This window comes from Paenibacillus pabuli (assembly GCF_039831995.1).
Taxonomy (GTDB): domain Bacteria; phylum Bacillota; class Bacilli; order Paenibacillales; family Paenibacillaceae; genus Paenibacillus; species Paenibacillus pabuli_C.
Genome location: NZ_JBDOIO010000005.1, coordinates 490,988 through 517,485, shown reverse-complemented (window position 1 = coordinate 517,485; position 26,498 = coordinate 490,988). Strand labels below are relative to the sequence as shown.

The window sequence follows — 26,498 nt, the reverse complement described above, 5'->3', positions numbered from 1 at the left end:
TTCTTTTTTACATGTCATAGGGAATAGTGTAACTTTTTCCCTTCTCATGCGTTAAATACGTTTGTATGATTTGAAGCGGCTCACCATAGAGCTACACAAAAGGGAGGTTATCGTTATCTATTACGCTTTGACTTATCGAAGCTGGTCGGATGATCGTCAGGCTGAGACCGGGCAGCTGGAGCATGTATCCGTCACCCGAGATGAACTGTTTATGCGCAAACTGGTGGATGCAACCCTAATGAAAAACAAACTCTGGGCCCACCTGTCCAATGAGTGCGAGGATCTGCGGGATCATGCGATCTATGTGACTGCGTACGACAGCCAAATGCCAGCAGATTACGGTACAGCGATTGCGGACGCTGCACTGGCCATGTGTAAAATGTCCTCCATGTACAGCGCAGAGTACATGCTGTGGAATGGAAAGACGTTTCAGGAGCTGGAACTGGCAGACTCCTCCTCGTATACGATGGAACTCGCCGAACGGCTGCTGGACCATTATATGGTTCGAAGCGGAATGACGTATGAATTCGTGTATTCCGTGCTGGATGCGGATCGCCGGAAAGTGTTGTTTTTTATGAAGGAGGTTGACCTGTAAATGACAGAAGAAGAGCGGCACTATTCATCGAAACCCGGATCAAAGGCGAAGCTGGTTGCCTTTTCCCTGATGCTGGCCGTACCTGCGGTGTTGTCGGGCTGCGGCAGCAACGACGAGTGCGACCCGGATTATGACACCGGTTGTGAGTATGATTCCAGCAGTGGGCATTATTATTATGGCGGTTCTTACGGTGGCAGCAGCAGTAGTAGTAAGGACAGCTCCTATAGTAAATCGAAGTCCAAATCGAGCGGCTTTGGCAGCTTCTTCCGCAGTTCGGGAGGCTAAAGATTATGAGGCACATCCACTCATTGCCATATCGTCACGAAGAGGTGTTTGCGGGCGAAGCCGGGCAGCATGTCCCGTATCACCGGATGTATGGCAAACAATATTGCATACCCTCACTAACCCTGTATACACCGGAAGAGATGCAGGAATTGCAGCGTGCAGTTGTACAAATCGACGGCATATACTGCAAAGTCATGCGGTTTATCCAGCAGTACATGCCGGATAGCTTTCTGGAACAGCAGCTGGGTATTCATCCAGGGCTCATTGCAGCAGCAAGGATGGAGACGGTGACTGGCGGCATCACGCGTCAGGACTGGATTATCGGTGAGGCCGGATTCAAGTGTATTGAAAATAATACCGACACGCCTACCGGCATACCCGAAGCTGCTGTTCTGGAGCGCATTTTGGTAGGCATGGCTGAAGATAAGGCCTTCAGGGCGCCATCGGCAGATATGGATACCTGTATCCGGGATTGTTTTCGCGGGTGGCTCGAGTCCTATGCCGAGCAGGGGCTGCGAGGGCCGGTGACATTTACTTCATTTGGTGAGCATGTGGAGGATCGGACCAATACGGAGTATCTGATGAAACGCTGCCAGGAGGCCGGATATGAGGTGCGCTATGCTCCTCTGGAGGAGCTCGAGATTGTTCCCGGTGATGCACTATATCATGATGGACATGAGATTCAGCTGCTGTATCGTCTGTATCCGCTGGAGTATCTCGTTGATGACCGGGATGAGACAACAGGTGTGGACATTGGCGCCGCACTGCTTGAGCTGGTACAGGAAGGGCGGCTTGGCCTGATGAACCCCGTACAGCATGTCCTGATGCAGAGCAAAGGCTTCATGGCTGCGATCTGGTCACTCTATGAGCGCAATGAACAGACGCCGGAGTACTGCGGTTTTCGGCTGTTCAACAATGCGGAGCTCGAATCCATTTCGCGGTATCTGCTGCCCACCTATTTCGAAGCAGGACCCTTTGAACTGGAGTCCACACCCTATGTGGAGAAAAGCTATTGGGGCCGTGAGGGCCGAGGTACGCTGCTGCTGGGTGAAGGAACGGAGAGTAATGCGTCAGGAGCAGGACTGGACGAGGATGAAGAAATTGCCGCCTATTATAACAACCAGCCCAAGATCTATCAGCAGCTGGTTCCGATGGAACAGGCAAGCATCCGGACAGAGGACGGGGATTATAGCGGCTATCTGCTTACAGGCGTGTTTGTCATTGGTGGACGTTTTGCCGGTGTACTGCCCCGAATCGGGGAGAAAGTGACCGGAGATATGGCCTATTATTGTGCGGCTGCGGTCAATGAACGTATTGGATGATGAGGAGGAGTAGGAATGGATAATTTGGGATTGAACCTGCTGAATGTGGCGGTGGGTGTCGGCATTCTGCTGGTGGTATTGGTATGTGGGTATTTTGCTTTTAGCAAACTGACCCGGTATAACGATAGTGAGGAAATCGCCAAAGGCAACGAAGCGGCGGGCATGTATATGGGCAGTAAGCTGCTGGGACTGTGCATCATTGTCGGTATGGTGTCCTTCTCCACGCATTCATGGCTGGATATGCTGCTGTGGTCTGTGCTGGGAATCATTATTCTGTGTCTGGTCTATATTATATTTGATTTCCTGATTCCCAAAATGCGTGTATGCGAGGAGATCGAAAGAGGCAATATGGCGGTAGCACAGCTGCTGCGTTCCATTATCATCGGCGTTTCCATCGTCATCGGTACGTTTTTGATGTAAAATGTACCCTAGCAATAAATGATAATTTAGAGGGAATATAATAATTACACATGAACGAAGAGGACAGAAAAAATCTGGAGAAGCGAAGCGTTCGCCTTTATCATCGGATTTTCACCTTGTCAGAAGGTATAAAAAAATCTGAGGATAACAGCGATCGTAAGATTGTTCTGTGCTTGGAGTGCAAGCGTGTATTTCTTATGTGTTCGTTCTAAATGAATATCAAACGGAAGAAGGAGCGCGGCATCATGAGAAAAGTCATCATTGATACAGATACAGCAGGAGACGATACGATAGCGATCCTGACAGCACTGCACCACTTCCAAGTGGAAGGTATCACGATTACGGGCGGTAACGTCCAATTTGACCAAGAGGTTGAAAATGCCCTGTACACCGTACAGGTTGCTGGACATGGCGGCAAGGTGCCTGTGTACAAAGGGTGCGAACGTCCGCTGATGGCCTACGGGCAGGCTCAGCACCGCACGGTGGAAGATGTGCATGGTGACGATGGCATGGGCGGAGCGCATTTCCCCAAGGCAGATCAGCGTCCCGAAAGCGGCCACGCGGTTGATTTTATCATTGAGAAAGTGCATGCCAATCCCGGAGAGATCTCTCTTCTTGCGATTGCACCCCTGACCAACATTGCGATGGCGATTCAAAAGGACCCGACGATTATTCCAGAGATTGCTCATCTCTATATCATGGGCGGTACGAATAATGCACTGGGCAACATTACGCCAGCGGCGGAGTACAACTTCTACGTTGACCCTGAAGCTGCCAAAATTGTACTGCATGCCGGCATTCCAACAACGATGGTTGGCTGGGAGATGTGTACCCAATATTCCGTTATGGATGATGACGACCATGCAGAAATTGCAGCGCTCGGAACATCCGGAGCCGATTTCTTCACAGCGATCAACAAAGTGGTTATGCAGTTCAACAAGTCAGTACATAAGCTGAATGGAACCACACACCCGGATACACTACTGATGGCGGTAGCAGCAGATGAATCGCTGATGACGAAGTCCGGTCAATATTACGTGGATGTGGAAGCCGCAGGAGAACTGACGCGTGGATACAGCGTGGTGGATATCAACGGACGTTTCGGCAAAGAGCCCAACGTACGCGTATGCGAAGGCATCGATCGCCCGAAATTTAAATCCCTGCTGTTGGATGTCTTATCAGCTATTCAATGAACCAAGAAATCTTGGCACGACAAGCCCACCTGCTCGGTAAGGATCAGGTGGGCTATTTTCGTATATTCAGTTAGCCTTGCTGCGACAAAAAGGTACGGATTCCGGTGGTGACCAGGTCGTGGTCTTCCTCATCGGGCAGACCCGATACCGTAATTGTGCCAATCTGTCCCTGACCCTCCACAATCAATGGAAAGCCGCCGCCAGCCAGTACAAAGTCAGAGGAGGGCAGACCGAAATCCTGCTCAAGCGTTTTATTCTCACTGCGCAGACGCAGAGCGGTATGCCATGAACTGGAGGAGAAGTGGTTTACCACGTTGTTTTTGCGCCGGATCCAATCCTCGTTGTCCGGATGGGTGCCTTCCATCGCATGTAGGAACAGGCGATGGCCACGGAGGGTAACATCGATGGTTACGGCCTGTGAACGGCGTTTCGCCTCCTCAATCAGATGGATTCCAAGCTTTAGTGCCAGTTCAGAATCGAATGTACGAAATACCAAATCCTTTTCTTCCTGCTGCATTTCCTTTAGTCTCTCTATCATCGTTAGATTCAATTTACAAGCAGCCCCTTTACATGTGTAAGTTCATATCTACATTCGACGTAGGATAGGGCGGTCCCTTCCGGATACAGGCTGGTTATGTAATCGCTCTCTAACTTGCATTTCGTAGCAGCCCCATTTGGAGACATGACTTTGGCTGTGGTAAAGTGAAGGAAACGTAACGTTGGAGATCCCACAGGTTTACATAGGATAGGGCAAAACGAGATAGGGAGGAGGAGAGACAACATGCTGTTTTATTTTATAGCATTGCTGGTTACTCTGGTGGATCAGGGAACCAAAATGGCCGTAAGGATGTATATGGAAGTCGGAGACATGATGAGGCTCGGTGACTCGGGCATGCAGCTGCAGCACTATGAGAATAGCGGCATGGCGGGAAGCATGTTTCAGGGGAATGCGCGTCTGTTCGGCGTTGTTGCCATTCTGTTCATTGCCGGCATTTTATATTATCGGAGAAAAGGTGAGATTCGCGGTTTCTGGATGCAGGCAGGGGCAGGCTTCATGGTCGGTGGAGCTTTGGGCAATGCCATCGACCGTTTTGTATTTGCAAAAGTGACGGATTTCCTCGTATTTCCGTCCGGGCGGGGTATTCTTAACCTGGCTGATGTAGCCATTAATATCGGTGTGGTGCTCCTGGTGATCGGAATGCTCATCCGTGCATTTCAGAGTTACCGGGCCAAGCGATTGCGCAACGCCTTGCCCAAAATTGAACGTCAATAATGCGATAGAAATGGAGTTTTTGTAATCACGTAAAGTGGAAAGAAGAAGGACATTGGATAGGTGCCAATGTCCTTCTTTTTGTTATGCAGCAGCAATTACTGGAAAATACACCCATGATTCATTTTTGTCGAAACCGTTTTAGAAATAGAAAAGGGTTGAATGACCAACCCTGTGTTATAGAGCAGGTGGAAGAATTAACTATATGGTTATTCCACCGATGTAATGGGTATATCTTAACGTATATAAAGTGATGCTGTGATTTACACCATAACGGAGAGTGCAGGACCAATCGAAGAAACGTAGCGTTCCAGTTTATCACCGGCTTTTCCCCTTGTATAAGAGGATCCAAAAAATCTGGGGATAACAGGGATCGAAAGATGGTGCTGCAATCGGAGTGGCATGGTGCAACACACATTCATTCATTTTATGAAAGCTGAGGGAGGTACAACATGAGAACATCGCTTACCAAGGCACTCGGGACAATGTTGCTATGTGGAATAATGGCTGTGCTCCTATCCTCTTGTACAAGTGGAGAGAGCGCAAACGGCAAAGTGCAGATCGAATTTTTCCAAAATAAACCCGAAGCCAAAGCAACCTTTGACGAATTGATCAAAACATTCAATGCGGAGCATTCCGATATACAGGTCACTCAGGTGAACCCGCCGGATGCGGAGACCGTGTTGAAGACTCGTGTAGTAAAGAATGACGTACCGGATATTATGGCCATGGGTGCAACCGATACCTATTCGATTCTGGCCCAAAGTGAGATTTTTGCTGATCTGACGGACAGCTCACTGACCAAGACCATTGATCCGAATTACATACAAATGCTGAAGGATGTCACGGGCATGGAGGAAGTGACGGGTATTCCTTACGCAACAAATGCAAACGGCATCATGTACAACAAAACGCTGTTTAAGGAAATGGGGCTGGACGTTCCCAAGACATGGGATGAGCTGATTGCTACTGCCCAAAAGATCAAGGACGCGGGCAAGATTCCATTTTACTTTACATACAAGGATGACTGGCAGACCAATCTGCCGTTCAATGCACTTGGACCTAACTTGGTTGGTATCGATTTCTATCTGGAGCGTCGCGAGAACAAGGTGACGTTCAAGGAGAAATACCGCGAGGTAGCAGAAAAGCAGCTTGAACTAATGAATTACGGTCATGGGGACAACTTCGGTAAGGCCTACTCCGACGGTAACCGGGCTTTTGCCAATGGCGAAGCATTCATGTATATCCAGGGAACCTGGGCGATCTCCGAGATTCGCAAAGCTAACCCGAATGTGGATATCGGCTTCTTCCCGTTCCCGACCGGAAATGATCCAAGCCAGATCAAGCTGGTGAACGGCATTGACTCCCTGTTTACGATCTCTGCGGATACGCCAAACCGGGAGCAGGCTGAGGAGTTTATCGCCTTTCTGCTGGAACCGGAAAATATCGGGAAATACATTGAAGAGCAAACGCTATTTGCAGCGGTCGAAGGTGTGGAGCAGGACGATCCTGCGGTGCAGGAGCTGACCCCTTATATCGAGCAGGGCAAAGTGATTGATTTTGCCGATCACTACATTCCGGCTGCGGTGCAGCTGAATTCCATCGTACAGTCCTTTTTGCAGAACAAAGACATCGACAACTATCTGGATACACTCGACAAAGAATGGGACAAGGTAGCCAACCGGCGTTAACGCCTAGTCCGAAGGAGGATGGAGTATGAACAAACGTATGGCACCCTATTACTGGATGACGGTTCCGGCGGTGGTATTGTTCTTCGTGTTTATGACGCTGCCGGCTCTCCAGGGGATTTATTATTCCTTTACGAACTACAATGGCTTCGGGAAAAGTTATGATTTCGTTGGCTTCAAAAATTATTTTAACCTGTTTCAGGATGACAATGTGGGCAACGCCTACTGGTTCACATTTAAGTTTGCCATCGTAGTGACCATTCTGACCAATATTCTGAGCCTGCTCATCGCACTCGGGCTGAATGCCAAGATCAAGTTCCGCAACTTTTTCCGCGGCATCTACTTCCTGCCCAACATTCTGAGCGTGCTTATTGTAGGTTACATATTCAATTACCTGTTCTCCAACGTGTTCCCGATCTGGGGACAAAACCTGGGCATCAATGCCCTATCAACCAACATTCTCGGTAGCGAGAGCCTGGCATGGATCGGGATCGTTATCGTGGCTGTATGGCAATCGGTAGCACTCAATACGATCCTGTATCTGGCGGGATTGCAAACGATACCAACAACGCTGTACGAGGCATCCAACCTCGACGGTGCAGGCAAATGGCGTGAATTCTGGAGTATTACCTTCCCGCTCATTGCACCGTTCTTCACCATCAATATGGTGCTGGCCATGAAGAACTCCCTGATGGTCTTCGATCAGATCGTTGCCTTGACGAATGGTGGACCTGGACGGGCAACGCAATCCATCTCTCACCTGATCTATACCGGTGGATTTGAAGGTGGAGAATATGCGTATCAATCTGCGAACTCGGTTATTTACTTCATCGTTATTGCGGTGATCTCAATTCTGCAAATCCGGTTCCTGCAAAGAAGGGAGATGGATCTGTAATGAGAAGTCGTACACGCACCAACTGGCTGGTTATGCTGCTCGTTATTTTGGGCACATTGTTTATTCTATTTCCACTCTATATGACGGTTACGATCGCTTTGAAAAATCCGGAGCAAATGGCTCAGTCCGTATTTGCCTTCCCGACCACATTGCACTGGGAGAACTTCGCAAGTGCCATCGACATGACGAACTTCTTCCAATCGTTCCGTAACAGTGCTATCGTTACTGCATCGACCGTCATTCTGACGCTCCTTAGTAATTCCATGGTGGCTTATGCGATCGCGCGCAATATGGAGAAACGCAAGTTTTTCAAAGGGCTGTACTATTACTTCGTCAGTGCGATGTTCATTCCGTTTCCGATCATCATGCTGCCGATTGTCAAACTGACATCTTCGCTGGACATGACGAATCTGCTTGGCTTGATCTTATTACATACAGTGTATGGACTCGCCTTTAACGTATTCGTGTATGTTGGATATATCCGGTCCATTCCGGTGGCGCTGGAGGAAGCAGCTTTTGTGGATGGGGCAACAACCTGGGGAACGTTCTGGAAAATCATTTTCCCGCTCATGGCACCGATCAGTGCTACGGTTGGTATTCTGACATGTCTGTCCACCTACAACGACTTCCTGCTGCCGCTCATCATTATCAGTGACCCGGCACAGTACACGCTGCCACTGGTGCAATACGTCTTCCAGGGTCAGTTCAATACCGACTTCAACCTGGCGTTTGCATCCTATCTGCTGGCCTTGCTGCCGATGATTATCATCTATCTCTTTGCTCAGAAGTGGATCATCAACGGGGTAACCCAAGGCTCTGTAAAATAAAGGGTTGTGAATATAGAGAGGCGGACCTAAGTGTCCTCCTCTTTTTTTATTCCAAGAAGCACTCCGAACGTTTCAAACGGATTGATTAACCCAGGAAACTGTGCTATTTTTTATTCGTTAGTTTAATCATTAAACAAAGAAAGCGAGCGCTTCCTTTTTGCAAGCGCTTTAATTAAATACGTGAATGAAGCCAGCATCGGTGTACTCAGTCTCAAGAGCAAGGGAGTAGGATGGTGGTTTTTTTACATGCAGAAAGGAGAACGGACGGAGTTGCAGGGGAAAACAGGGCGCTATACCTCGCTTCGCAATCAGATCTTCGTCGGTTTCGTCATGGTGATGCTCATTGTTCTGCTGCTCGCAGGCGTAACGGCCTATGACCGGGTGGCTGCGTTGCTGAAGAGCAATGCCGAGAAACATATCCATCAGACCGCAGTGCAGGCCAGCGGGCGGTTGGACGCCCTCATTGCACAGGTGAACTCCCTGACGGCCCAGGTCGCGGATGATTCGTATGTGCAGCGTCTGCTTAGTGACGAGAAGCGTGGCAAACCGGCCACCTTTAATCAACGCCAAGCACTGTTGCAGATTGCAGGCAGCTATCAATCTTTTATTAACGGGGCACAAAGTATGGAGATCTACACAACCGGTTATAACCGGATTTTCCCGATGGATGACCGATCCCTGGATCTCAGAGTGGAGCGCAGCTGGATCACCCAAGCGGATGAAGGCAAAGGCAGATTAGTGTGGGCAGGCTCTGACCCTGAAGACCCGGGTGTACTTCTCGCCATTCGTCGAATCAACCTGCTGGATCATTCTTTTGAACATGGGGGCTATGTTGTGGTGCGGATGCAGCGTAGTTTTTTTCAACTGAATGATTCGAATGAGGCTGAGGGTTTGCAGGATTCCATCCTGCTGCTGGACGGCGATGGTGAAGTGGTGACTTCCAATCTGCAGATTAACCTTGATCCCAAGGCCATTTTGGACAGTGGATCCGTCGTTCAGAACGGAGAGGAATCCTATATCGTTGTCCGCCATAAGTCCGAGCTGACGGGATGGACACTTGCTGTGCTGACACCGCTAGGAGAAACAACCGAAGGGGTATCGATCCTGAGAACAGCGCTGCTCGTTTCGGGAATCATTGGTGTGGGGCTGTTTCTTGTGATGTCCTTTTTTCTGTCCACCATGATCACACGTCCGTTGATTCGGCTGATGCGGGCCATGCGCGGGGCACAGCCCGGAGCGATGAGACCGAATCTGATGGTTAGCTCCACCATGGAGATCAATGAGCTGAATGATGTGTATAACCAGATGGTTTACAGGCAGAACGAATTGACACGTGTGGTGCACGAGAAGGAAGTCATGCAGTCCCGGGCCGAGCTGAAGGCGCTGCAATCGCAGATTAATCCGCATTTTCTGTTTAACACCCTGGAGGCATTCTATTGGTCTTTGGAGGAAAAGGGAGACGAGGAGCTGGCACTTAGGGTTATTGCCATGTCCCGGTTATTTCGCTACATCATCCCCGGTACTCATCAGGATGAATGGGTCACGATTGCGGACGAACTGGAGCATGCGGAGCGGTATTTAAACATTATGCAGATGCGGCTGGGCGAGAGAATGCAGTGGGAGATCAGGCTGAGCGAGGAACTGCGCAGCGTGCCTATCCCCAAGCTGCTGATCCAGCCATTGGTGGAAAACGCGATACTGCACGGGATTGAAAATACGTTAAAACCGGGAAAGGTGGAGATCCGTGTTGAACCGTCCTCGGTAGAAGGCCGTGTACGCGTCAAGGTCCAAGATAATGGCCCGGGCATGGATGAGGAACGTCTGTTATCCATTGTTCAAGCTTTGGACGGCGGGCCTGCTGCGTCCAGCAAGGGAACGGGAGTGGGGCTGATCAATGTGCATCGCCGGCTGAAAGTCTACTATGGCAGCCAACTGGGCGATGCAGCCAAACTTGAGGTGCAGAGCGAAGTAGGGAGAGGGAGCATCATATGTTTTGAAATTCCGAGGGGAACGGAGGCTGCACATGATTCATGAGAAAACAATTCTGATTGTGGACGACGAGCCGCGTACAAGAGAAGGCATACGCAAAACCCTTGAGGCATGGTCTGCCGGGAGGAACCGAATTCAGACTGCCGCGAGCGGTGTTGAAGCCAGGGAATGGCTCGCCAGCCAGCCTGCAGATCTCCTGATCACCGATGTACGCATGCCGGAGTTCTCGGGCTTGTCGCTGGTGGAGGCCATTCAGCAGATTCCCGGGAAGCCGGCTGTCCTCATTATGTCGGGGTATGCGGATTTTAATTATGCCCAGCAGGCGATCAAGCTTGGTGTGGTGGATTATTTACTCAAGCCGATTGATAAAGAGCAGCTGCTCCAGACGGTACAGAAGGCACTGCATGTCCACGAACAGCAGCGGCGCATCCAAACCATGCAGGAGATGGTTGATCCGAAGCTGTTCGATGTCAGGGAGCGAAGAGAACAGCAGGGCAATACCCCGATTGGCGAAGCTTTGGCGTACATTGAGACACATCTGGGTGAACCGATGACCATGCGTGAGCTTGCCGATTCACTGCATCTGAACTCCAGTTATTTCAGCGTACTGTTCAAGGAGCAGGTCGGGCTGAATTTTAGTGAGTATCTCATGCGTAAACGGGTACAGCGGGCAAAGGAATTGCTGGTGCAGACAACGATGCCTATCTCGGAGATAGCCGAGAGAGTCGGCTACCAGACCGATAAATATTTTATCAAAGTCTTCAAGAGCCTGGAGGGGATTAGTCCAAGCAAATACCGTCATGCCGTAAATGAAAAGAGTTAACAAGTTCACCTTAAAATAGTGGAGTTTTACCAAATCGTCCTGACCTTATAGAGTGGTGATACCCATGCTACAATTTCGATAAAGCGGTTACATTAACCGAAAAACCACTATTGGGGGCTGGAATTATGAGCAAAAAAACGCTGGCAATGCTTCTCTCTTGGACGCTGGTTCTCGCTGTCATTTTGTCGGGGTGCAGCAATGCGGGTTCCGGTGGAGGCAACGAATCCGGCAGTAATGGCAGTGGAGAGGGCGGTACCGCAGACGGAAAGGTCACGCTGAAATTTATGCATCTCTGGCCGGCCGGCAGTTCTGCACAGCAGAACAAGCTGGTCAATGATATTATCCAGCAGTATCAGACGGATCATCCAAATGTGACGATCAAGCAGGAAGTGCTGGAGAATGAACAATACAAGAACAAACTGAAGATTTTGTCCGCATCCAATGAACTGCCCGATGTCGGTGTAACCTGGGCCGCAGGCTTCCTGGAGCCTTATGTTAAGGGCAATCTGTTTGCGCCGCTCGATGAACTGCTGAATGGATCCCTTGGTGAGAAGTTCATCGCTGGAACAACAGAGGCTTACGCGGTAGACAGCAAAACCTATGCGCTCCCGATTGAGCTGAATATATCCCCCATTTATTACAACAAAGCGATCTTTGCCAAATATAATTTGCAGCCGCCAGCCACATACGATGAATTCCTGAATGTGCTGAAGACGCTGACCGAGAACGGCGAAGTGCCGATTGCACTCGGGAATAAAGACCGCTGGACCGGTTCACTCTGGTATATGTATCTGGCGAATCGTCTAGGTGGGGATGCGCTGGAGAAAGCGATTAGTGGATCAGGCAAGTTTGAAGATCCTGCTCTGACACAGGCCGCGGCAGAAGTGCAGAAGCTTGTCGATATGAACGCATTCAACAAGGGCTTTAACGGATTATCCAATGACGAAGGCAAATCCGAATTCATGAATGAGAAGGCTGCCATGTACCTGATGGGAACGTGGGAACTTCCGAACTTTACAACGAACCCGGATATTCCGCAGGAATTCAAGGATAAGGTTGGATTTTTCAAATTCCCGACGATTGACGGCGGCAAAGGGGATATCAACAGCTGGGTAGGCGGACCGGGCGTAGGCCTCTTTGTGGCCCAGAACTCCAAAGTGAAGGAAGAAGCACAGAAGTTTGTGCAGTATTTTGTGGAGAAATGGGGCGAAAGCTCCGTGACCGAAGCAGGGGTCATTCCAGCGACCAAAGTCGATACGGCTGCAGTACAGCTGCCACAGCTCTATATCGATCTGCTGAACGAGTTGAATCAGGCGAGCAGCCTGACACTCTTTGCAGATGTGCAGATGAAACCGGCTGCTGCTCAGGCGCACCTGGACATGATTCAGGCACTGTTTGGCAAAGCGGTCACCCCGGAGGACTTTGTGAAGAATCATCAGGCTGCGATCGATAAAGGCAACTGATGTACACCTCACCTACACCATTTGAAGGTTTGAACGTTTGAAGGGAGGATCATGTCTTGGACAAAGTCATGTCGAACCGTCTGGTTGCTGCGCTGTATGTGCTGCCTGCGCTGCTTCTGCTGCTGGTTCTGGTCTATATCCCGATTGTGCTCACCGGATATTACGGTTTGATGCAATGGGATGGGATCGGGGCGATGACGTTTATTGGTTTGGATAACTACGCCAGATTGATTCAGGACAGCACGTTCTGGCAGAGCGCCAATCATACCTTTTTGCTCGCCTTGTTTTCTGCGCTGAGCCTGATCGGTTATCTGATGATTGCACTCGTGCTGTCAGGCAAGATCAAGGGCGCGAATGTATTTCGAAAAATATATCTGATCCCGATGCTGCTGTCTTCCGTTGCAATTGCCCAGTTATGGCTGAAAATTTATCATCCCAGCAACGGTGTGCTGAACACCTTCCTGGAAGCCATCGGCTTCAGCAATCCGCCGGCGTGGCTGGCGGAGCCCTCGCTGGTGCTGTATGCACTGTTCGTGCCGATCCTGTGGCAGTATGCGGGCTTCTATATTCTGATCTATTATGCTGCGCTGAAAAACATCCCGGAATCTCTGGTCGAGGCTGCCCGAATTGATGGTGCGAATCCGTGGCAGATTGCCTTTCGTATCAAGCTGCCGCTCATCACGGAAGTCATCAAGGTAACCGTAGTGCTTGCCGTGGTGGGCTCGCTCAAGTATTTTGACCTCATCTATGTGATGACCGATGGGGGTCCAAATGGCTCCAGTGAAGTTATGGCCTCCTATATGTACCGTCAGGCCTTCCGCAGCTTCGACTTTGGTTACGGCAGTGCTGTAGGGTTTTTCCTGCTCTTGATCTGTCTGGTGGTCACATGGTTGCTCCGCAAGGTGACGGCTTCCAAAGAACCGATCCAGTATTCCTGACGTGAACATAAAATGAAAGGGGGTCTATCCTGATGAAGACGGATACGGCTGTTCGGCTGCCAGTACATCCGGAGACGGGCCAAGGCTCAGAATGGTTAAGAAGGCTTGGATATGTGCTGCTGTATGTGCTCTTGTCTCTGGTGGCTGTGCTTCAGATATTACCCTTGATCTGGCTGCTGTTATTCTCGCTCAAAAATAATCAGGAAGTATTCGACATGGCTCCTTTTGCCCTCCCGGCTACGCCGCGTTGGGAGAACTATGTCAAGGTATGGACGGAAGGCAATATCAGTTTATATTTTTTCAACAGTGTATGGGTCACGGTCGTTTCTGTGGTGTTCACGGTGCTGTTTGCGAGTCTCGTCACATTTGCGATCACACGGATGCGCTGGAAGGGACGTTCACTGGTGCTGGGGCTGTTCATGGTGGGACTGATGATCCCGGTGCACTCCACGCTGATCCCGCTGTTCAGCCTGTTCCTGAAACTGCATCTCACAGACCATCCTTTATCGGTCATTCTGTCTTACATTGCATTTAATATGCCGATCACGATTATGATTCTGCTTGGGTTCTATTATGCACTTCCGAGAGAGGTGGAGGAGGCGGCGGTGATGGACGGATGCTCTGTGAACCGGATCTTCTTCCGCATTGTACTGCCGATGACTGCTTCCGTAATTGCTACAACGGCCATCATTAACATGATCTATGACTGGAACGAATTTATTTTCGTGAACACCTTCATTAGTTCGGATGCATATAAAACGCTGACCGTTGGGGTGCAGAACTTTATTGGACAGTACACCACCGATTGGGGTGCCATTGGGGCTACGCTGATGATCAGCATTCTGCCGATTTTGATTGCGTTTCTGGTGCTGAGTGAACGAATTGTCGAAGGGATTGCTGCGGGGTCCGTCAAAGGTTAACTCGTACAGACCCGGTACTTCACTGCATCATACACCTACCCTGAGATTGAAGACCCTTTCACCTCTCCTTCCGGGCGAGTGATGAAAGGGTTTTTTTGGTTTTGTTTTGTCTTCCATAACCTCTCGGCGGTGCACGGAAGATGGATTTGATGAAAAGTTGAAAATACCTTTTTATGGGATTTCAAAAATCTTTCAATTATTTTCGTAAAACTACTGCATTTTCAAACCACCTGTGCTAACATACCCTATGAAATCAAGCCCACGTTGGAAAGGTGAGAAAATGACAGCAATATCCTCGACCAAAGAGTCCCTCCGTTCAGATGCCAAGGACCTGAAGCTGATTCGGCTGACCTGGCCAATTTTCCTGGAACTCTTCTTGTTTATGTTGATGGGGAGCGTAGATACGCTCATGCTTAGCTCGGTATCGGATAATGCCGTCTCCGGGGTGGGCGCAGCCAACCAGATTATCTCGATTGCCATTCTTGTACTCGAAGTCATCGGACATGGTGCTGCGATTGTAGTTGCCCAATATATTGGTTCCAAAAAACTGAGTGAAGCAGCTCAGGTTACAGGTAATGCCATCACGCTTAATCTTGTGGTCGGATTGATCCTGAGTGTTATTTTTCTGGTGTTTGGTGGACATTTACTGACACTTCTTAATATTCAAGGCGAAATCTACGATTACGCCCGTTCGTATATAAGCATTGTTGGGGGCGGGATTTTCCTGCAGGCTCTTATCAATGCGCTGGCTGCAACCATTCGTACACACGGGTATACCAAGGAAACCATGTACGTATCTGTGTTTATGAACGTCATCCACGTTATTGGTAACTATGCCCTGATCTTTGGACATTTCGGCCTGCCCAAGCTGGGTGTGGAAGGGGCAGCGATCTCGACGGTGGGAAGCCGTTTCATCTGCCTACTGATCTTCTTCTGGCTTTTGTACCGTGTGAGTGAGGTTCGGGTAGAATTCGGTTACTACATTAAACTGTCCAAAAATTTTATCGGCAAAATTCTGCGAATCGGCATTCCGTCTGCGATGGAATCCATGGTGTATCATTCCTGCCAACTCATATTTACGCTGTACGTGACCTATCTGGGTGCGGAAGCCATGGCAACCAAGCAATATGCCGGCAATATCTCCAGCTATATCTATCTGTTCAGCATGGCGATTGGCATGGGAACGTCCATCATTGTCGGTCGTCTTGTAGGGGCACGCCGCAAAGATGAGGCATACAAACGGGTATTCGACAGTGTAAAATGGGCCCTGCTGGCGACCGTGATCATTGACGTGATCATTATTATTTTCCGCGTGCCATTAATGGGCATTTTTACGGAAAATCCGGAGATTATCAAGCTGGGTGCTCAGGTACTCCTGCTCAGTCTTTTGCTCGAAACCGGACGTACCTGCAACATTGTCATTATCGGTTCCCTGCGTGCGGCAGGGGATGCCAAGTTCCCGGTATATATGGGGTTGATCTCCATGGTGTGCATGAGTCTGCCTCTCGGCTATCTGCTGGTGTTCCAGCTTGATCTGGGACTGGCGGGTGTATGGCTTGCCATAGCGGCGGACGAATGGACACGTGCGGTCATTATGTACTTCCGCTGGAAGAGCCGGGCGTGGGAGAAACATGAATTGGTGAAGCATGATGAGGATGAGGTTGCTGCACAGCCGGTTCCGGCAGTCTGATTCGTCGGTCACTTATCTGAATTGCAGCTCCCAAGAAGAGTCGGTCAAGGACATTGCTGTCCCTAAGCTGGCTCTTCTTTTTTTATTTTCCGCAAAAATGATCAAAACGGCCGCTTTGTGAACACGTATAGTATGGATATGGAAGGGGGCTGCTCTCCACTTGAGCCGTTATCAGGAGATGATTCAGGACAGCTTGTTCTATATTGAGACCCATCTGCATGAGAAGATAGGGTTGGAAGAGGTAGCTTCGGAGGCTTTATTATCGCCGTACCATTATCATCGGGTATTTCGGGATGAGGTGGGCATGACCGTAATTGATTACATTCGTCATCGGCGGATGAGTCTGGCTTCTACCGCACTGCGCTCCACGAATGCAGGCATTTTGGATATTTCTCTCGCCTGCGGATTTGAAAGTCAGGAAGCATTCACCCGGGCATTCCGCAAAATATACGGCATGCCGCCCGGTCGTTTTCGCAAATTATTCGATCTGAAACTATTCACCGGAAAAACCAGAGGAGGAGAATTACAGATGAATTCTGCAGCAGCAATCAAAGGCTGGATGTTAACCGGAAGCCACCCGCAAAATTATGAGATGGGCATTGATCCCGCTGAAGTCCATCAAGGGAAGGCCTCGGGGTATTTGAAGGCCGTTACACCAATGGAGCCGAACGAGTTTGCGACGATGATGCAGCAGTTCAAGGCGGACAAGTATGTGGGCAAACGGATGAAGTTATCCGGATTCGTGAAGACTGAGCGCGTGGATGGGTTCTGCGGATTATGGATGCGTGTGGATAACCATGCCCAGGACGTGCTTCAGTTTGATAACATGCACGATCGTCCGATCTCCGGCACACAGCCATGGAATCAGTACAGCATCGTGCTGGATGTACCGGAGGGCAGTGCTGTCATTTCATTCGGGGTCATTCTGAACGGTAAAGGCAAGGTCTGGGTGGATAGCTTCCGCTTCGAGGAAGTGGACCTGAATACGCCCTTGACCCATATGGATACGGAATACGAGATAGCGGATGAGCCAATGAACTTGTCGTTTGAGGAATAGTAGATCGTTCATTCGTCATGCATGAAGCTTAAAATACTAAGAGACAAAGGCCAACCCATTTTCCGGTGAGGTCTTTTTGTCATGTACGGGTATAAAAAAAGTGTAGCGAAGTCCAAGCTTAGAGAATACGGCTTTCTGCGTAAATCGTATAGTCCTCCATGGATTATCCGGTCAGACCTTGTTAACATAGATCCAGGAATATTGAACTTATGACATCAATAAAGAGGATGAATCCGATGACTAAAAAAGTGCTTGTGGTAGATGACGAGTCAAGTATCGTCAGTGCCATTGCTTATGCGCTCCGGCGCGAAGGATATGAAGTGGAGACTGCAAGTGATGGCGAGGAGGCACTGGTCAAGGTGGCGTCCTTCCATCCGCAGGTGATGATACTGGACGTCATGATGCCGAGGCTCGATGGATACGGTGTGTGCCGCAGGTTGGAGGACCGGGAGGATATCGGGATTATTCTGCTGACCGTGAAAAATGACATCGTGGACAAAATTGTCGGCCTGGAAATGGGCGCAGATGATTACATGACCAAGCCGTTTGAAATCCGTGAGCTGCTCGCCCGGGTGAAGGCGCTCATGCGCCGGGTGGAGAAAAGTAGCCCGCCGGCAGACGAGCAGAAGAACCAGGCTATCTTGAATGGTGACTTGCGTATTCATGTGGCTCATCGGACGGTGACGGTGAAGGGAGAGAAGCTGGATCTGACGCCCAAGGAATTTGATCTGCTCACCATCCTGATGTCCAATCCGGAGCGGGTGTACACACGGGATGATCTGTTGGATCGGGTGTGGGGCATGGAATATGCAGGAGGCACACGCACGGTGGACATTCATATTCAGCGTTTGCGCAAAAAAATCGGTGATACGGATCAGCAAAAGCTGCAGACCGTATACGGCATTGGCTACAAGGCGCCAGCCCCTGAACCGGGCGGTTCGGCATGAGGGTCAGCATCAAGCTGAAATTCAGCGTGTTCTTGGCGGCATTGCTCATTCTGACCGTTGTGGTGCTCAGTTCCCTCGTCCTGCGAGGGATTGAACGCAACCAGCAGTCACAGATCGAGGGTATTCTGTCCCAGCAGACGCGTCTGGTCAATCTCAATGTGCGTCAGTCCTATTACACCGAAGCCATTCGGCTGGAGACGGATGCCTTTCTGAAGCAAAATGGTCGCAGGCTTGCACAGGAACTGGCGAACTCCACAGGTCTGCCGATCGCTCTCTATGACATGAATGGGACACAGGTGGGCTCGTCCATTACACCGGGTGAGAGTCTGGAAATCCAGGAGACGCTGAACTATGCCCTGCAAAATAAAATTGCCTACCGTGAACAGGGCGACACCCTGCTCTATGCAGCACCGCTGGACGGCCCGGATGGTCAGATGGGGGCGATATGGATGCAGTATCCGGTCCAGAGCTACCATGAATTCTATGCACGCATTTTACAGTTGTTCATATGGGCGGGTATTACCGTCGTGGCATTAAGCTTTATTCTCGGGTACCTGTTCTATAATCGCTTCGCGGTCGCGATTACCAAGCTGAAGAAATCGGCGGATTCCATTCGGAAAGGCGAGTACATTACGGAATCCCCTGTAAAACGCAAGGATGAACTGGGCGAGCTGGGACAAGGCATCTATTACATGAGCACGTCCATCCAGCAAAATATTACAGACATGCATGCAGAACAGCAGAAGCTGCAGCTGGCCATTGAGAAGCTCCAGGCACTGGAACAGCAGCAGAAACAATACATCGGCAACATCAGCCATGAATTCAAAACACCGCTAACCTCGATCATGGCCTATGTGGAACTGCTTGATATGTATCGGGATGACCCTCAGCTGCTGGAGGATGCATCCAGCAACATTGGCAAGGAAACGGAACGGTTATATGAGATGGTCGAGAAGGTGCTGCATTTATCGGCATTGGAGAAATATGATTTTGAGAACCAGGCGGAGGATGTAGAGGTGGGTGCGCTGCTGGAGGACGCCTGCGGACGCATGCGAGGCAAAGCCGAGAAGTTTGCGCTTCGTATGGAGCTGGACATTCAGCCTTCCGTTATCCGCAGTGATCGGGAGAGTCTCATGCATATCTTCATCAATCTGCTCGATAATGCGATCAAGTATAACGTGCCTGGCGGCGTCATTCGGGTACAGAGCGAGCAGCGGCCACAGACGCGTGAAGCGGTGATTCGCATCTTCAACTCGGGTCTGCCGATTCCGGAAGAGGCAAGAGAGAAGATCTTTGAACCTTTTTATACCGTCAACAAGGACCGGGCGAGAAAAACAGGCGGAACCGGACTCGGTCTGTCACTCGTGAAGCAATTTGTAGAGAAACAGGGCGGGACGATCACCCTGCTGCCGGGTGATGAGAGTGAGGAAGGAACAACGTTCCAGCTTGTTCTCCCACTCGCCGATTCAAGTTTACAAGTTGGAAACAAGTCTGAATAACTTTGGAAGTATGACATGTGTATGCTTGGTCTATAGCAGAGAAAGCAGGGGGGACCATGATGAATTGGAAACAGGCGGCATTGGGTACATTGGGTGCGTTAGCTCTATTGTCGGCAGCAGCTTGCGGGGGGACTACGGCGCCGGGAGGCAGTACACAAAGCGGAAAAACGGGCACGGATATCACGGTAAAAGACAATACCAATACATCCGTGTACCAGAGCTTCAAACTCGAGAAAATTGATAAATTGCCCAATATGCGCGGCGTGGCCTGGCTAAGTGATGACTGGATCGTATCGGACAAAGAGAACACGTCGATGAAACCCGTCACGGTTGAAGGCCAGGAGAGATACCCGCATAACTTATATATGTACGATCTGGCGAAAGGAACCGATACACCGCTCAAGGAGAGCGAAGTTAGTCTGAGCTCGCCGATTGTCTCACCGGATGGGCAGTACCTGTTCTACCGGGAGCCGGAGGAATCGACAGGCAAGGGTTTCTTTCTGAATTTGCACAACGGGGAGTCGGTGAATGCGGGTGAGGAAGATGGTTTCGTTCAGGAAGGCGCATGGCTGGATAATCAGCATGTCGTCTTTCCGAATATGAAGGGAGACCTCGTTTCAGCCAGTATTGATGGAACAACCAAGGTGTTGGTGGAGACCGGCAATTTCAACGTACGCAGCGTCAGGGTCTCGGGCAGTGTGATCTACTATATTACTGGTGAAGACGGACAATTGAATGTCTATGATACAACCACAGGTGACGTGAAGCAGGTCCTGAAAAGCGTGGAGTGGGTCATTCCGTCCAATGATGGCACCCGGCTGGCCATTGTAAAGAAAACAGCGGATACGAAACGGGCGCTGGTGCTTACAGATCTGGAAGGCAACGAGAAAGCGACGCTCGCCAGGGGCACACAGATCTTCGGGACCAGTTGGTCCGGGGATGATTCCAAGATTGCGTATACGATCAGTTCGGAGAACGATGACGAGAAAGGATTATTCGTATCCAATACAGAGTCTGCGGAACAATTCCAGATCTCGGCCGATATGGACGACATCTCCGATCCACTCGCCTGGAGCCCGGAAGGTAACAAGATTTTGCTGTCCCAAGCGGTGCTGCAGAATGAATCGTATCACTTTGTCACCTCCGTTATTACGATCTCGGAGTAACTAGTGACTGTACAAGAATGAGCCTGTTTCCAGGAGGAGCCAGGCTTTTTCTTATGCATTTTTTGAAATCGTAGAAATACGCTGTTCCTTACGGAGAAGCATCGGTATATAGAATAACGGATAGATCATCAAGTAGAGGTTGGGAACCCACCAGCCCCAATCGAGCTCTCCACGGAATGACCAGAAGGCAATAGCTTGAAGCCCGGAACAGAAGGTCAGCACGAGGGAGATAAGCGCAACCAGCCGCCAACGTTGATCCGAACAGTGAAGAAGGAACAGGCTGTAGAATCCTGTAGCCGAGATAAGCAGATCAAGCGGCAGAAACGACAGGTTCCATGCGACCAGCAGAGGGTTGGTATAGTCCTGATATAAGTATTCCTTTGGAATCCACGCTCCCCAAGTCACCGCCCAATATAGAAGAAAGCCGATATCCGTGAGCAGAAAAAAGGTTTTTAACGAACGACTCAATGTCATTCCTCCTTAGTCGGTTTTGATTCAGCACCACGATGTAGGGAGACATCCCATGCCAACACGGAAGATGGATAATCTGCTACCTGGTGGATAGATTCGTTCTTGGGTACTTTCGCTTCAGGGCTTCCCATGCGTAATCCAGCCACACCGAGAATAATAAGCAGCAGTGATCCTGCCTTCAGCCAAGTCATCGGTTCCTGAAACGAGAATAGCCCAACCACAGCCAGAATGGTGATCCCAGCTCCGGACCATATGGCATAGGCGATACTAACCGGAATATCTTTGAGCGCGAGACTCATGACCCCAAAACTAATGAGATAAAAAATACCCATAAGCACTGCGAGTCCAGGTTTGCTTAATCCTTCAGACATTTTCATGGAAATCGTCCCGGCCACTTCAAATAAAACGGCTACAGAGAGCCATAACCAAGCCATTATGGTCCCTCCTTTGGAAGAACGCCTTCCAGCAACATATCGACCATCTCCTGCAGTGCTGCCGATAAGGTGCTACCATTCCATGAACCCTTTGCAGGCTGTTCCATTAACCTGTATAAGCCGCCAATATAGACTTGTACAAAAACGTCGGTATCAAATGAACGCAGTTCACCAGATGCTTGTCCTGTATGTATCAATTGTCTGATCTCATCCCAATGACTCGCTATAAACCGATCTAATTGGCTCCAGACAGCGGGGTAATAACGCTGTAATTCAGACAAACGCTGAAGATCAAACATGCCTAGATCATCAGGCAGCATGACAAGGGCTTGTCTTAACTTGGATGGAATAGAGAGCGAACTATTACTCATAAGCTGTTGCTCTTTCTGAACGATCTCGGCCAGTGAGGCATCGAGTAAATCCTTGAGCAAGTCCTCCTTGGAAGAAAAGAACTCGTATACCGTCTTGGTGCTCATACCAAGTTGTTTGGACAAGTCATTCATGCTGAAGCGAAAGCCACCGCGGATTACTTCAGTACGGGCAGCATCAAGAATGCGTTCTTTGCTCATGATCATGCCTCCTTATAATCAATAGGATCGTTTGGAAAATAAATAAAATATTTTGTTTTCCTTCGTTTTTATGTATTTTATATCTCGGTTCTATTCGTGTCAAGAAGTGGTGCGTGCTGTTAACGTCTTCCGCATTGATGGGCAGTTTCACCGTATCCGCATTCCGTATTCGTAATAAAGTAAAGAGCCTGTGTTCTGGGGCAGTTCCTCTCCAACTGTTTTATACAGTTCAGAGAGGAGGCTGCCAGAACACAGGCTTTTATTTAGGAGAGCTTATTTTTGCATACTCAGCAGCAGCTTCACTGCTTCGGCACGCGTCGTGTTATCTCTTGGAGCAAAGATGTTGAATCCTTTACCGTTCAACAACCCGGACTTTTGCATTCCGGCAACCGCAGCTCTCGCCCACACAGGAATCTGTTCGTCGTCTGCAAAGGTTGAGCTGGTGCCAGACTCTGCTTTCAATTGCAGTGCATTCGCTACCATGACAGCCATCTCCGCACGGGTTACGGCATCATTTGGATGGAAGGCGCCACTTGAGTCTCCCTGAATGATCCCTGCTTGCACGGCGCGCGCTACGGCAGTCTGTGCCCAGGCACCTATGCTTGAGCGGTCGGTAAAAGTTAAAGGAGCTTCTGTGGAATCGTTTTGCAGCTTGTTCATCAGCATCACTGTGAATTCGGCACGTGTAACGGATGCGTTTGGTTTGAACGATCCATCCGCATATCCCTTCACGATGCCTTCACGGACGGCCTGTTGAATGAGCTCTTCTGCCCAGTGACCTTGTATATCGTTTAACGCCCCTTCTGCTGGAACATTGGGCTGATCAACCGCGAATACAGCAAATTTGGTGAAATGATCTACGTGCACCTGGATCTTTTTCCCCTCCATAGAGGATTCTCCAGCGGAATGCCACGTTTTATCTTGTTCATCAAAATAGAATAGTTCAGCCCACTGATTGCTTCGCAAGCCTGATCCATCGAAGGCCATCTTCAATGTTACGGATTTATCGAAATTCTGTGGGACATTTTTGAGAAGTTCATATACCGGGCTCAGCAGTTGGGCCTGGTTGGTCAGCAGATCAGATGAATCTTTAACCGGATCAATGGTGATCTTCAGTTCCTGATTCATCGCCCCGGCAGGAATGGTTAACGTGATGCCATCGCCCAAACTTACTTGCCCTGCCTGCCCCGCTGCCAGCGTTAAACGACCATTAGTTGAGTTTATCGTATTAGATGGCGAGGAATTACCACTCGATCCGTTACTATTCTGGCTACCGGAGCCACCACTGTTATTGCCATTGCCGCCTGATGGTGGAGAAGGAATCACGTTCCATTTTGCATATAAGGTTAGATCGGAAAGAATCTCCGTTTGATCAAAGTCGAACGGCGTCTTCAACTCAGAATCGGCATACCATCCGACAAACGTGTAGCCTGAACGGCTTGGTGAAGGTGGAGCTGTAAGCTTATCCCCGTGCTCAACCGTTACATCAGCTACGGTAGATCCTCCAAGCGAATTGAAGGAGATGGTGTATTTGTCGGCTGTCCATTTTGCATACAGGGTGATATCACCTGTTACGACTGTGTTGTCAAAGTCAAAAGCCTGACTCAAACGTGAATCGGTGAACCATCCAGCGAAGATGTGTCCAGCTAGGGTTGGATCGACCGGAGCTGTCGCTAACTTCCCGTATTGAACAGACTGATCATCGACCGCTGTACCGCCGTTAGAGTCAAAGTTAACGGTGTAGGAGTTAATCGTCCATTTTGCATACAGGGTAAGATCGCCAGTTACGGCTCTATTATCAAAGTCGAAACGCTGACTCAAACCTGAATCGGTGAACCATCCAGCGAAGGTGTGTCCAGCTAGGGTTGGATCGACCGGAGCTGTCGCTAACTCTCCGTATTGAACAGACTGATCATCAACCGCCGTACCACCATTAGAATCGAAGTTAACGGTGTAGGAATTGATCGTCCATTTTGCATACAAGGTAAGATCGGTAGTTACGGCTGTGTTGTTAAAGTCGAAGGCCTGACTCAAACCTGAATCGGTGAACCATCCAGCGAAAGTGTGCCCAGCTTTGGTTGGATCGGCAGGTTTGGCAGATTGGTCACCGTAATTCACGTGTTGTTCAGGCACATCTGAACCGCCATTACTGTCAAAATGGATCGTCCGTGGCGTATAAAAACTAAATTGAATCGTCGTCGTGTTGCCTGCACGATCAGTAACAATCAGTACATGTTCTCCTTCAGTTTGGACTGTATCTCCATTATTGAATGGGGAACCATTGAGGGTTGCAGTTCCTTCATTAAAGCTGATCACGGGACTAACGTTATAGACGCCGTTCTGGGTCACGCCTGTGACAACAGGGGGATGGGTATCTACCGTAAAGTGAATCGTTGTTGTACCAATGCTATTGGTAACGGCCAGGGTATAATCACCATCTGCCGTGACGGTAGTGCCACTTGTAAATGCAGCGCCATTCAGCAGGGCCGTACCACTATTAAAGCTAGGTGTGACCGCTTGATTGTATACAGTGCTCTCGACTACACCGCTAATGATTGGAGCTGTAGTTTGCTCAACGGTTATGGAAACTGCCACTGGAACACTGGTGCCCCATTCATTGTAAGCACTATAAGTGAAACTGTCGGTTCCCACATAATTGGCACTCGGAGTATAAGTAAACGAACCGTCGGCATTCATAACGAGTGTTCCGTACATCGGCCCACTTCTCAAAATAGCAGTAGAAGCATCCCTATCATTGGCTAGCACGCCTGGTGCAGGAACAACCAAAGCGGAGTTTTGATTGGTAGTATAGGTATCATCGATTGCTTCCGGAAGCTGTCCGAAGTCCAGAGTGGGGAATACTCCTGCGTTCGCAACGTAATAAACCAAAGCGGATTGGTTGCTGTTGAGATTAGGTACTTTAAAACTCACCTGGCCATCACCACCAAACTTGGTGCCCAATAGGCTGAATAAAGGTTGGTTACTGTTGGTAGGGAGTGTCGAGCCATTAGCTAATACCCAATTATTCGTCGTGAGAGTAACCAGCATGGGGATAATCTCGCCTACATACTCGATACCTGTTCCATTCTCAGCACGGCTGGTTGGATCAGTGGAAATTGCATAGATGATATTATCATCTGTTTTGGGTAAACTCGGTAGTTTGAATGTTGTACTTCCGTTTCCACCATAGGACGTCCCTATCATCGAATATAAATCACTGTAGGTGGATGTGGAGACCTCTTGACCATTCGCTGCTAACCATCCCTGGGGGGTAAACTGATACGGAAACAGACGGACTTCTCCAAGGGCGGACCTCGCATTACCTCCCACGCCCTCTTCACGGGAAGGGAAAATTCCGGTTATGGCTATATAATAGCCCATGCCATCAGGTGCAGCACCGGATAGATTAGGTAATGCAAATGTTTTTACTCCATCGCCCCCAAATTTACGTCCAAGCAGTGAGAAAAGATCGGAATTTTGAGTGACTGACATGGTCTGTCCTTTGGCTGGCATCCATCCTGTAGGTGTTGCATTGTACGGAAATAATCTGATCTCACCAAGATAGGGCTCCGCCGCTGCGGCGTTCACCTTTTGTATCATGCCGAAGTTATTCCAAAGACCACTGAGTCCGATTAGAAATACCAACCACATGAGACTTACTTTTTTTAACAGCGTTAAACTCACAATTTCATCCCCATTTTCTTCATAAATATGTTCACGTTATGCTTATTCCCGTCCACTGTACTTTCCTGATTTACAATAGTAAGCCATATAATGATGAGCATAGTGTACTGGATACGCAGGCAAAAATGAATATGAATTTAATTCAAATTTAAAATAAATTTTGATATCTTCCAGAGACAACTCAATTATGGTTAAAATGTTCCATAACTTTCATCCCTTTCTATACATTTATATTGACTAAGCCCTTCCGCTTCCGATAAACTAGAGGGCAGGAATAAAAGTCGTATGTTGGGCAGCAGTTCGAGACGATGTTTCGGGCGGCTGTTTATTTTCTTTTTTAATAAGCAAGGTTG

The 26,498-nt window shown here is 49.3% G+C and carries 24 protein-coding genes; 19 read left to right on the top strand and 5 right to left on the bottom strand.

Annotated features, from left to right (window positions below; all coding sequences use genetic code 11):
* Positions 1 to 61 precede the first annotated feature (61 nt).
* The 5 genes from ABGV42_RS29040 to ABGV42_RS29020 all read left to right on the top strand — a co-directional run bounded on the left by ABGV42_RS29040 (position 62) and on the right by ABGV42_RS29020 (position 3,815).
* Complete coding sequence (locus tag ABGV42_RS29040) at positions 62 to 595, top strand: hypothetical protein (protein WP_347384824.1); 534 nt, start codon at positions 62 to 64, stop codon at positions 593 to 595.
* Positions 596 to 880: a hypothetical protein gene (locus ABGV42_RS29035; RefSeq protein WP_347384823.1), complete on the top strand. Its 285-nt coding sequence runs from the start codon at positions 596 to 598 to the stop codon at positions 878 to 880. It abuts the gene before it with no gap.
* 5 nt (positions 881 to 885) lie between these two features.
* A complete protein-coding gene (locus ABGV42_RS29030; protein WP_347384822.1) occupies positions 886 to 2,202 on the top strand; it encodes a glutathionylspermidine synthase family protein in 1,317 nt (438 codons plus the stop codon).
* 15 nt (positions 2,203 to 2,217) lie between these two features.
* Complete coding sequence (locus tag ABGV42_RS29025; RefSeq protein WP_347384821.1) at positions 2,218 to 2,622, top strand: DUF350 domain-containing protein; 405 nt, start codon at positions 2,218 to 2,220, stop codon at positions 2,620 to 2,622.
* 245 nt (positions 2,623 to 2,867) lie between these two features.
* Positions 2,868 to 3,815 (top strand): nucleoside hydrolase, encoded by a 948-nt coding sequence (locus ABGV42_RS29020; RefSeq protein ID WP_347384820.1) that lies wholly within the window; start codon positions 2,868 to 2,870, stop codon positions 3,813 to 3,815.
* A gap of 70 nt (positions 3,816 to 3,885) precedes the next feature.
* Here the strand turns inward: ABGV42_RS29020 and ABGV42_RS29015 are convergent, their stop codons facing one another.
* Positions 3,886 to 4,365, bottom strand: coding sequence for a heme-degrading domain-containing protein (locus ABGV42_RS29015; protein ID WP_347384819.1), 480 nt, complete (start codon positions 4,363 to 4,365; stop codon positions 3,886 to 3,888).
* Between the two features lie 231 nt (positions 4,366 to 4,596).
* On the opposite strand from ABGV42_RS29015, the gene lspA reads away from it, so the two are divergent.
* The 14 genes from lspA (at position 4,597) to ABGV42_RS28945 (ending at position 20,987) form a co-directional block, all read left to right on the top strand.
* Positions 4,597 to 5,088: a signal peptidase II gene (gene lspA, locus ABGV42_RS29010; protein ID WP_347384818.1), complete on the top strand. Its 492-nt coding sequence runs from the start codon at positions 4,597 to 4,599 to the stop codon at positions 5,086 to 5,088.
* A gap of 500 nt (positions 5,089 to 5,588) precedes the next feature.
* Positions 5,589 to 6,776, top strand: a complete 1,188-nt coding sequence (locus ABGV42_RS29005; RefSeq protein WP_431523714.1) for an ABC transporter substrate-binding protein — start codon at positions 5,589 to 5,591, stop codon at positions 6,774 to 6,776.
* Positions 6,777 to 6,801: 25 nt separating this feature from the next.
* Positions 6,802 to 7,668, top strand: a complete 867-nt coding sequence (locus tag ABGV42_RS29000; protein ID WP_095290884.1) for a carbohydrate ABC transporter permease — start codon at positions 6,802 to 6,804, stop codon at positions 7,666 to 7,668.
* Positions 7,668 to 8,495 carry a carbohydrate ABC transporter permease gene (locus tag ABGV42_RS28995; RefSeq protein ID WP_347384817.1) on the top strand — a complete coding sequence of 276 codons (828 nt, stop codon included), beginning with the start codon at positions 7,668 to 7,670 and terminating at the stop codon, positions 8,493 to 8,495. Before ABGV42_RS29000 ends, ABGV42_RS28995 begins: the two co-directional genes overlap by 1 nt.
* Before the next feature lie 246 nt (positions 8,496 to 8,741).
* Complete coding sequence (locus ABGV42_RS28990) at positions 8,742 to 10,529, top strand: cache domain-containing sensor histidine kinase (RefSeq protein WP_347384816.1); 1,788 nt, start codon at positions 8,742 to 8,744, stop codon at positions 10,527 to 10,529.
* Positions 10,519 to 11,307: a response regulator gene (locus ABGV42_RS28985; RefSeq protein ID WP_347384815.1), complete on the top strand. Its 789-nt coding sequence runs from the start codon at positions 10,519 to 10,521 to the stop codon at positions 11,305 to 11,307. Before ABGV42_RS28990 ends, ABGV42_RS28985 begins: the two co-directional genes overlap by 11 nt.
* Positions 11,308 to 11,432: 125 nt before the next feature.
* The gene (locus ABGV42_RS28980) at positions 11,433 to 12,770 is read left to right on the top strand and encodes an extracellular solute-binding protein (protein WP_347384814.1); all 1,338 of its coding nucleotides are present in this window, start codon (positions 11,433 to 11,435) and stop codon (positions 12,768 to 12,770) included.
* Positions 12,771 to 12,826: 56 nt separating this feature from the next.
* Positions 12,827 to 13,708: a carbohydrate ABC transporter permease gene (locus tag ABGV42_RS28975; protein ID WP_347384813.1), complete on the top strand. Its 882-nt coding sequence runs from the start codon at positions 12,827 to 12,829 to the stop codon at positions 13,706 to 13,708.
* A 32-nt stretch (positions 13,709 to 13,740) separates the two neighbouring features.
* Entirely contained in the window at positions 13,741 to 14,628 is an 888-nt protein-coding gene (locus ABGV42_RS28970; RefSeq protein ID WP_347384812.1) for a carbohydrate ABC transporter permease, read from the top strand.
* Between the two features lie 280 nt (positions 14,629 to 14,908).
* Complete coding sequence (locus ABGV42_RS28965; RefSeq protein ID WP_347384811.1) at positions 14,909 to 16,318, top strand: MATE family efflux transporter; 1,410 nt, start codon at positions 14,909 to 14,911, stop codon at positions 16,316 to 16,318.
* 178 nt (positions 16,319 to 16,496) lie between these two features.
* On the top strand, positions 16,497 to 17,375 hold the full coding sequence (locus ABGV42_RS28960; protein WP_347385240.1) for a helix-turn-helix transcriptional regulator: 879 nt from the start codon (positions 16,497 to 16,499) through the stop codon (positions 17,373 to 17,375).
* Positions 17,376 to 17,611: 236 nt separating this feature from the next.
* Positions 17,612 to 18,322, top strand: coding sequence for a response regulator transcription factor (locus tag ABGV42_RS28955; RefSeq protein WP_347384810.1), 711 nt, complete (start codon positions 17,612 to 17,614; stop codon positions 18,320 to 18,322).
* Positions 18,319 to 19,821 carry a sensor histidine kinase gene (locus ABGV42_RS28950; protein WP_347384809.1) on the top strand — a complete coding sequence of 501 codons (1,503 nt, stop codon included), beginning with the start codon at positions 18,319 to 18,321 and terminating at the stop codon, positions 19,819 to 19,821. The genes ABGV42_RS28955 and ABGV42_RS28950 overlap by 4 nt, the downstream gene beginning before the upstream one ends.
* Before the next feature lie 56 nt (positions 19,822 to 19,877).
* Positions 19,878 to 20,987 (top strand): hypothetical protein, encoded by a 1,110-nt coding sequence (locus ABGV42_RS28945; protein WP_347384808.1) that lies wholly within the window; start codon positions 19,878 to 19,880, stop codon positions 20,985 to 20,987.
* A gap of 51 nt (positions 20,988 to 21,038) precedes the next feature.
* Here ABGV42_RS28945 and ABGV42_RS28940 read toward each other — a convergent pair whose 3' ends face one another.
* From ABGV42_RS28940 to ABGV42_RS28925, 4 genes are all read right to left on the bottom strand, one after another.
* Positions 21,039 to 21,455 carry a YvaD family protein gene (locus ABGV42_RS28940; protein WP_347384807.1) on the bottom strand — a complete coding sequence of 139 codons (417 nt, stop codon included), beginning with the start codon at positions 21,453 to 21,455 and terminating at the stop codon, positions 21,039 to 21,041.
* Between the two features lie 2 nt (positions 21,456 to 21,457).
* On the bottom strand, positions 21,458 to 21,892 hold the full coding sequence (locus ABGV42_RS28935; RefSeq protein ID WP_347384806.1) for a DMT family transporter: 435 nt from the start codon (positions 21,890 to 21,892) through the stop codon (positions 21,458 to 21,460).
* Positions 21,892 to 22,461: a TetR/AcrR family transcriptional regulator gene (locus ABGV42_RS28930; protein ID WP_347384805.1), complete on the bottom strand. Its 570-nt coding sequence runs from the start codon at positions 22,459 to 22,461 to the stop codon at positions 21,892 to 21,894. Before ABGV42_RS28930 ends, ABGV42_RS28935 begins: the two co-directional genes overlap by 1 nt.
* A gap of 273 nt (positions 22,462 to 22,734) precedes the next feature.
* Positions 22,735 to 26,145 (bottom strand): InlB B-repeat-containing protein, encoded by a 3,411-nt coding sequence (locus ABGV42_RS28925; protein ID WP_347384804.1) that lies wholly within the window; start codon positions 26,143 to 26,145, stop codon positions 22,735 to 22,737.
* Positions 26,146 to 26,498: the final 353 nt, after the last annotated feature.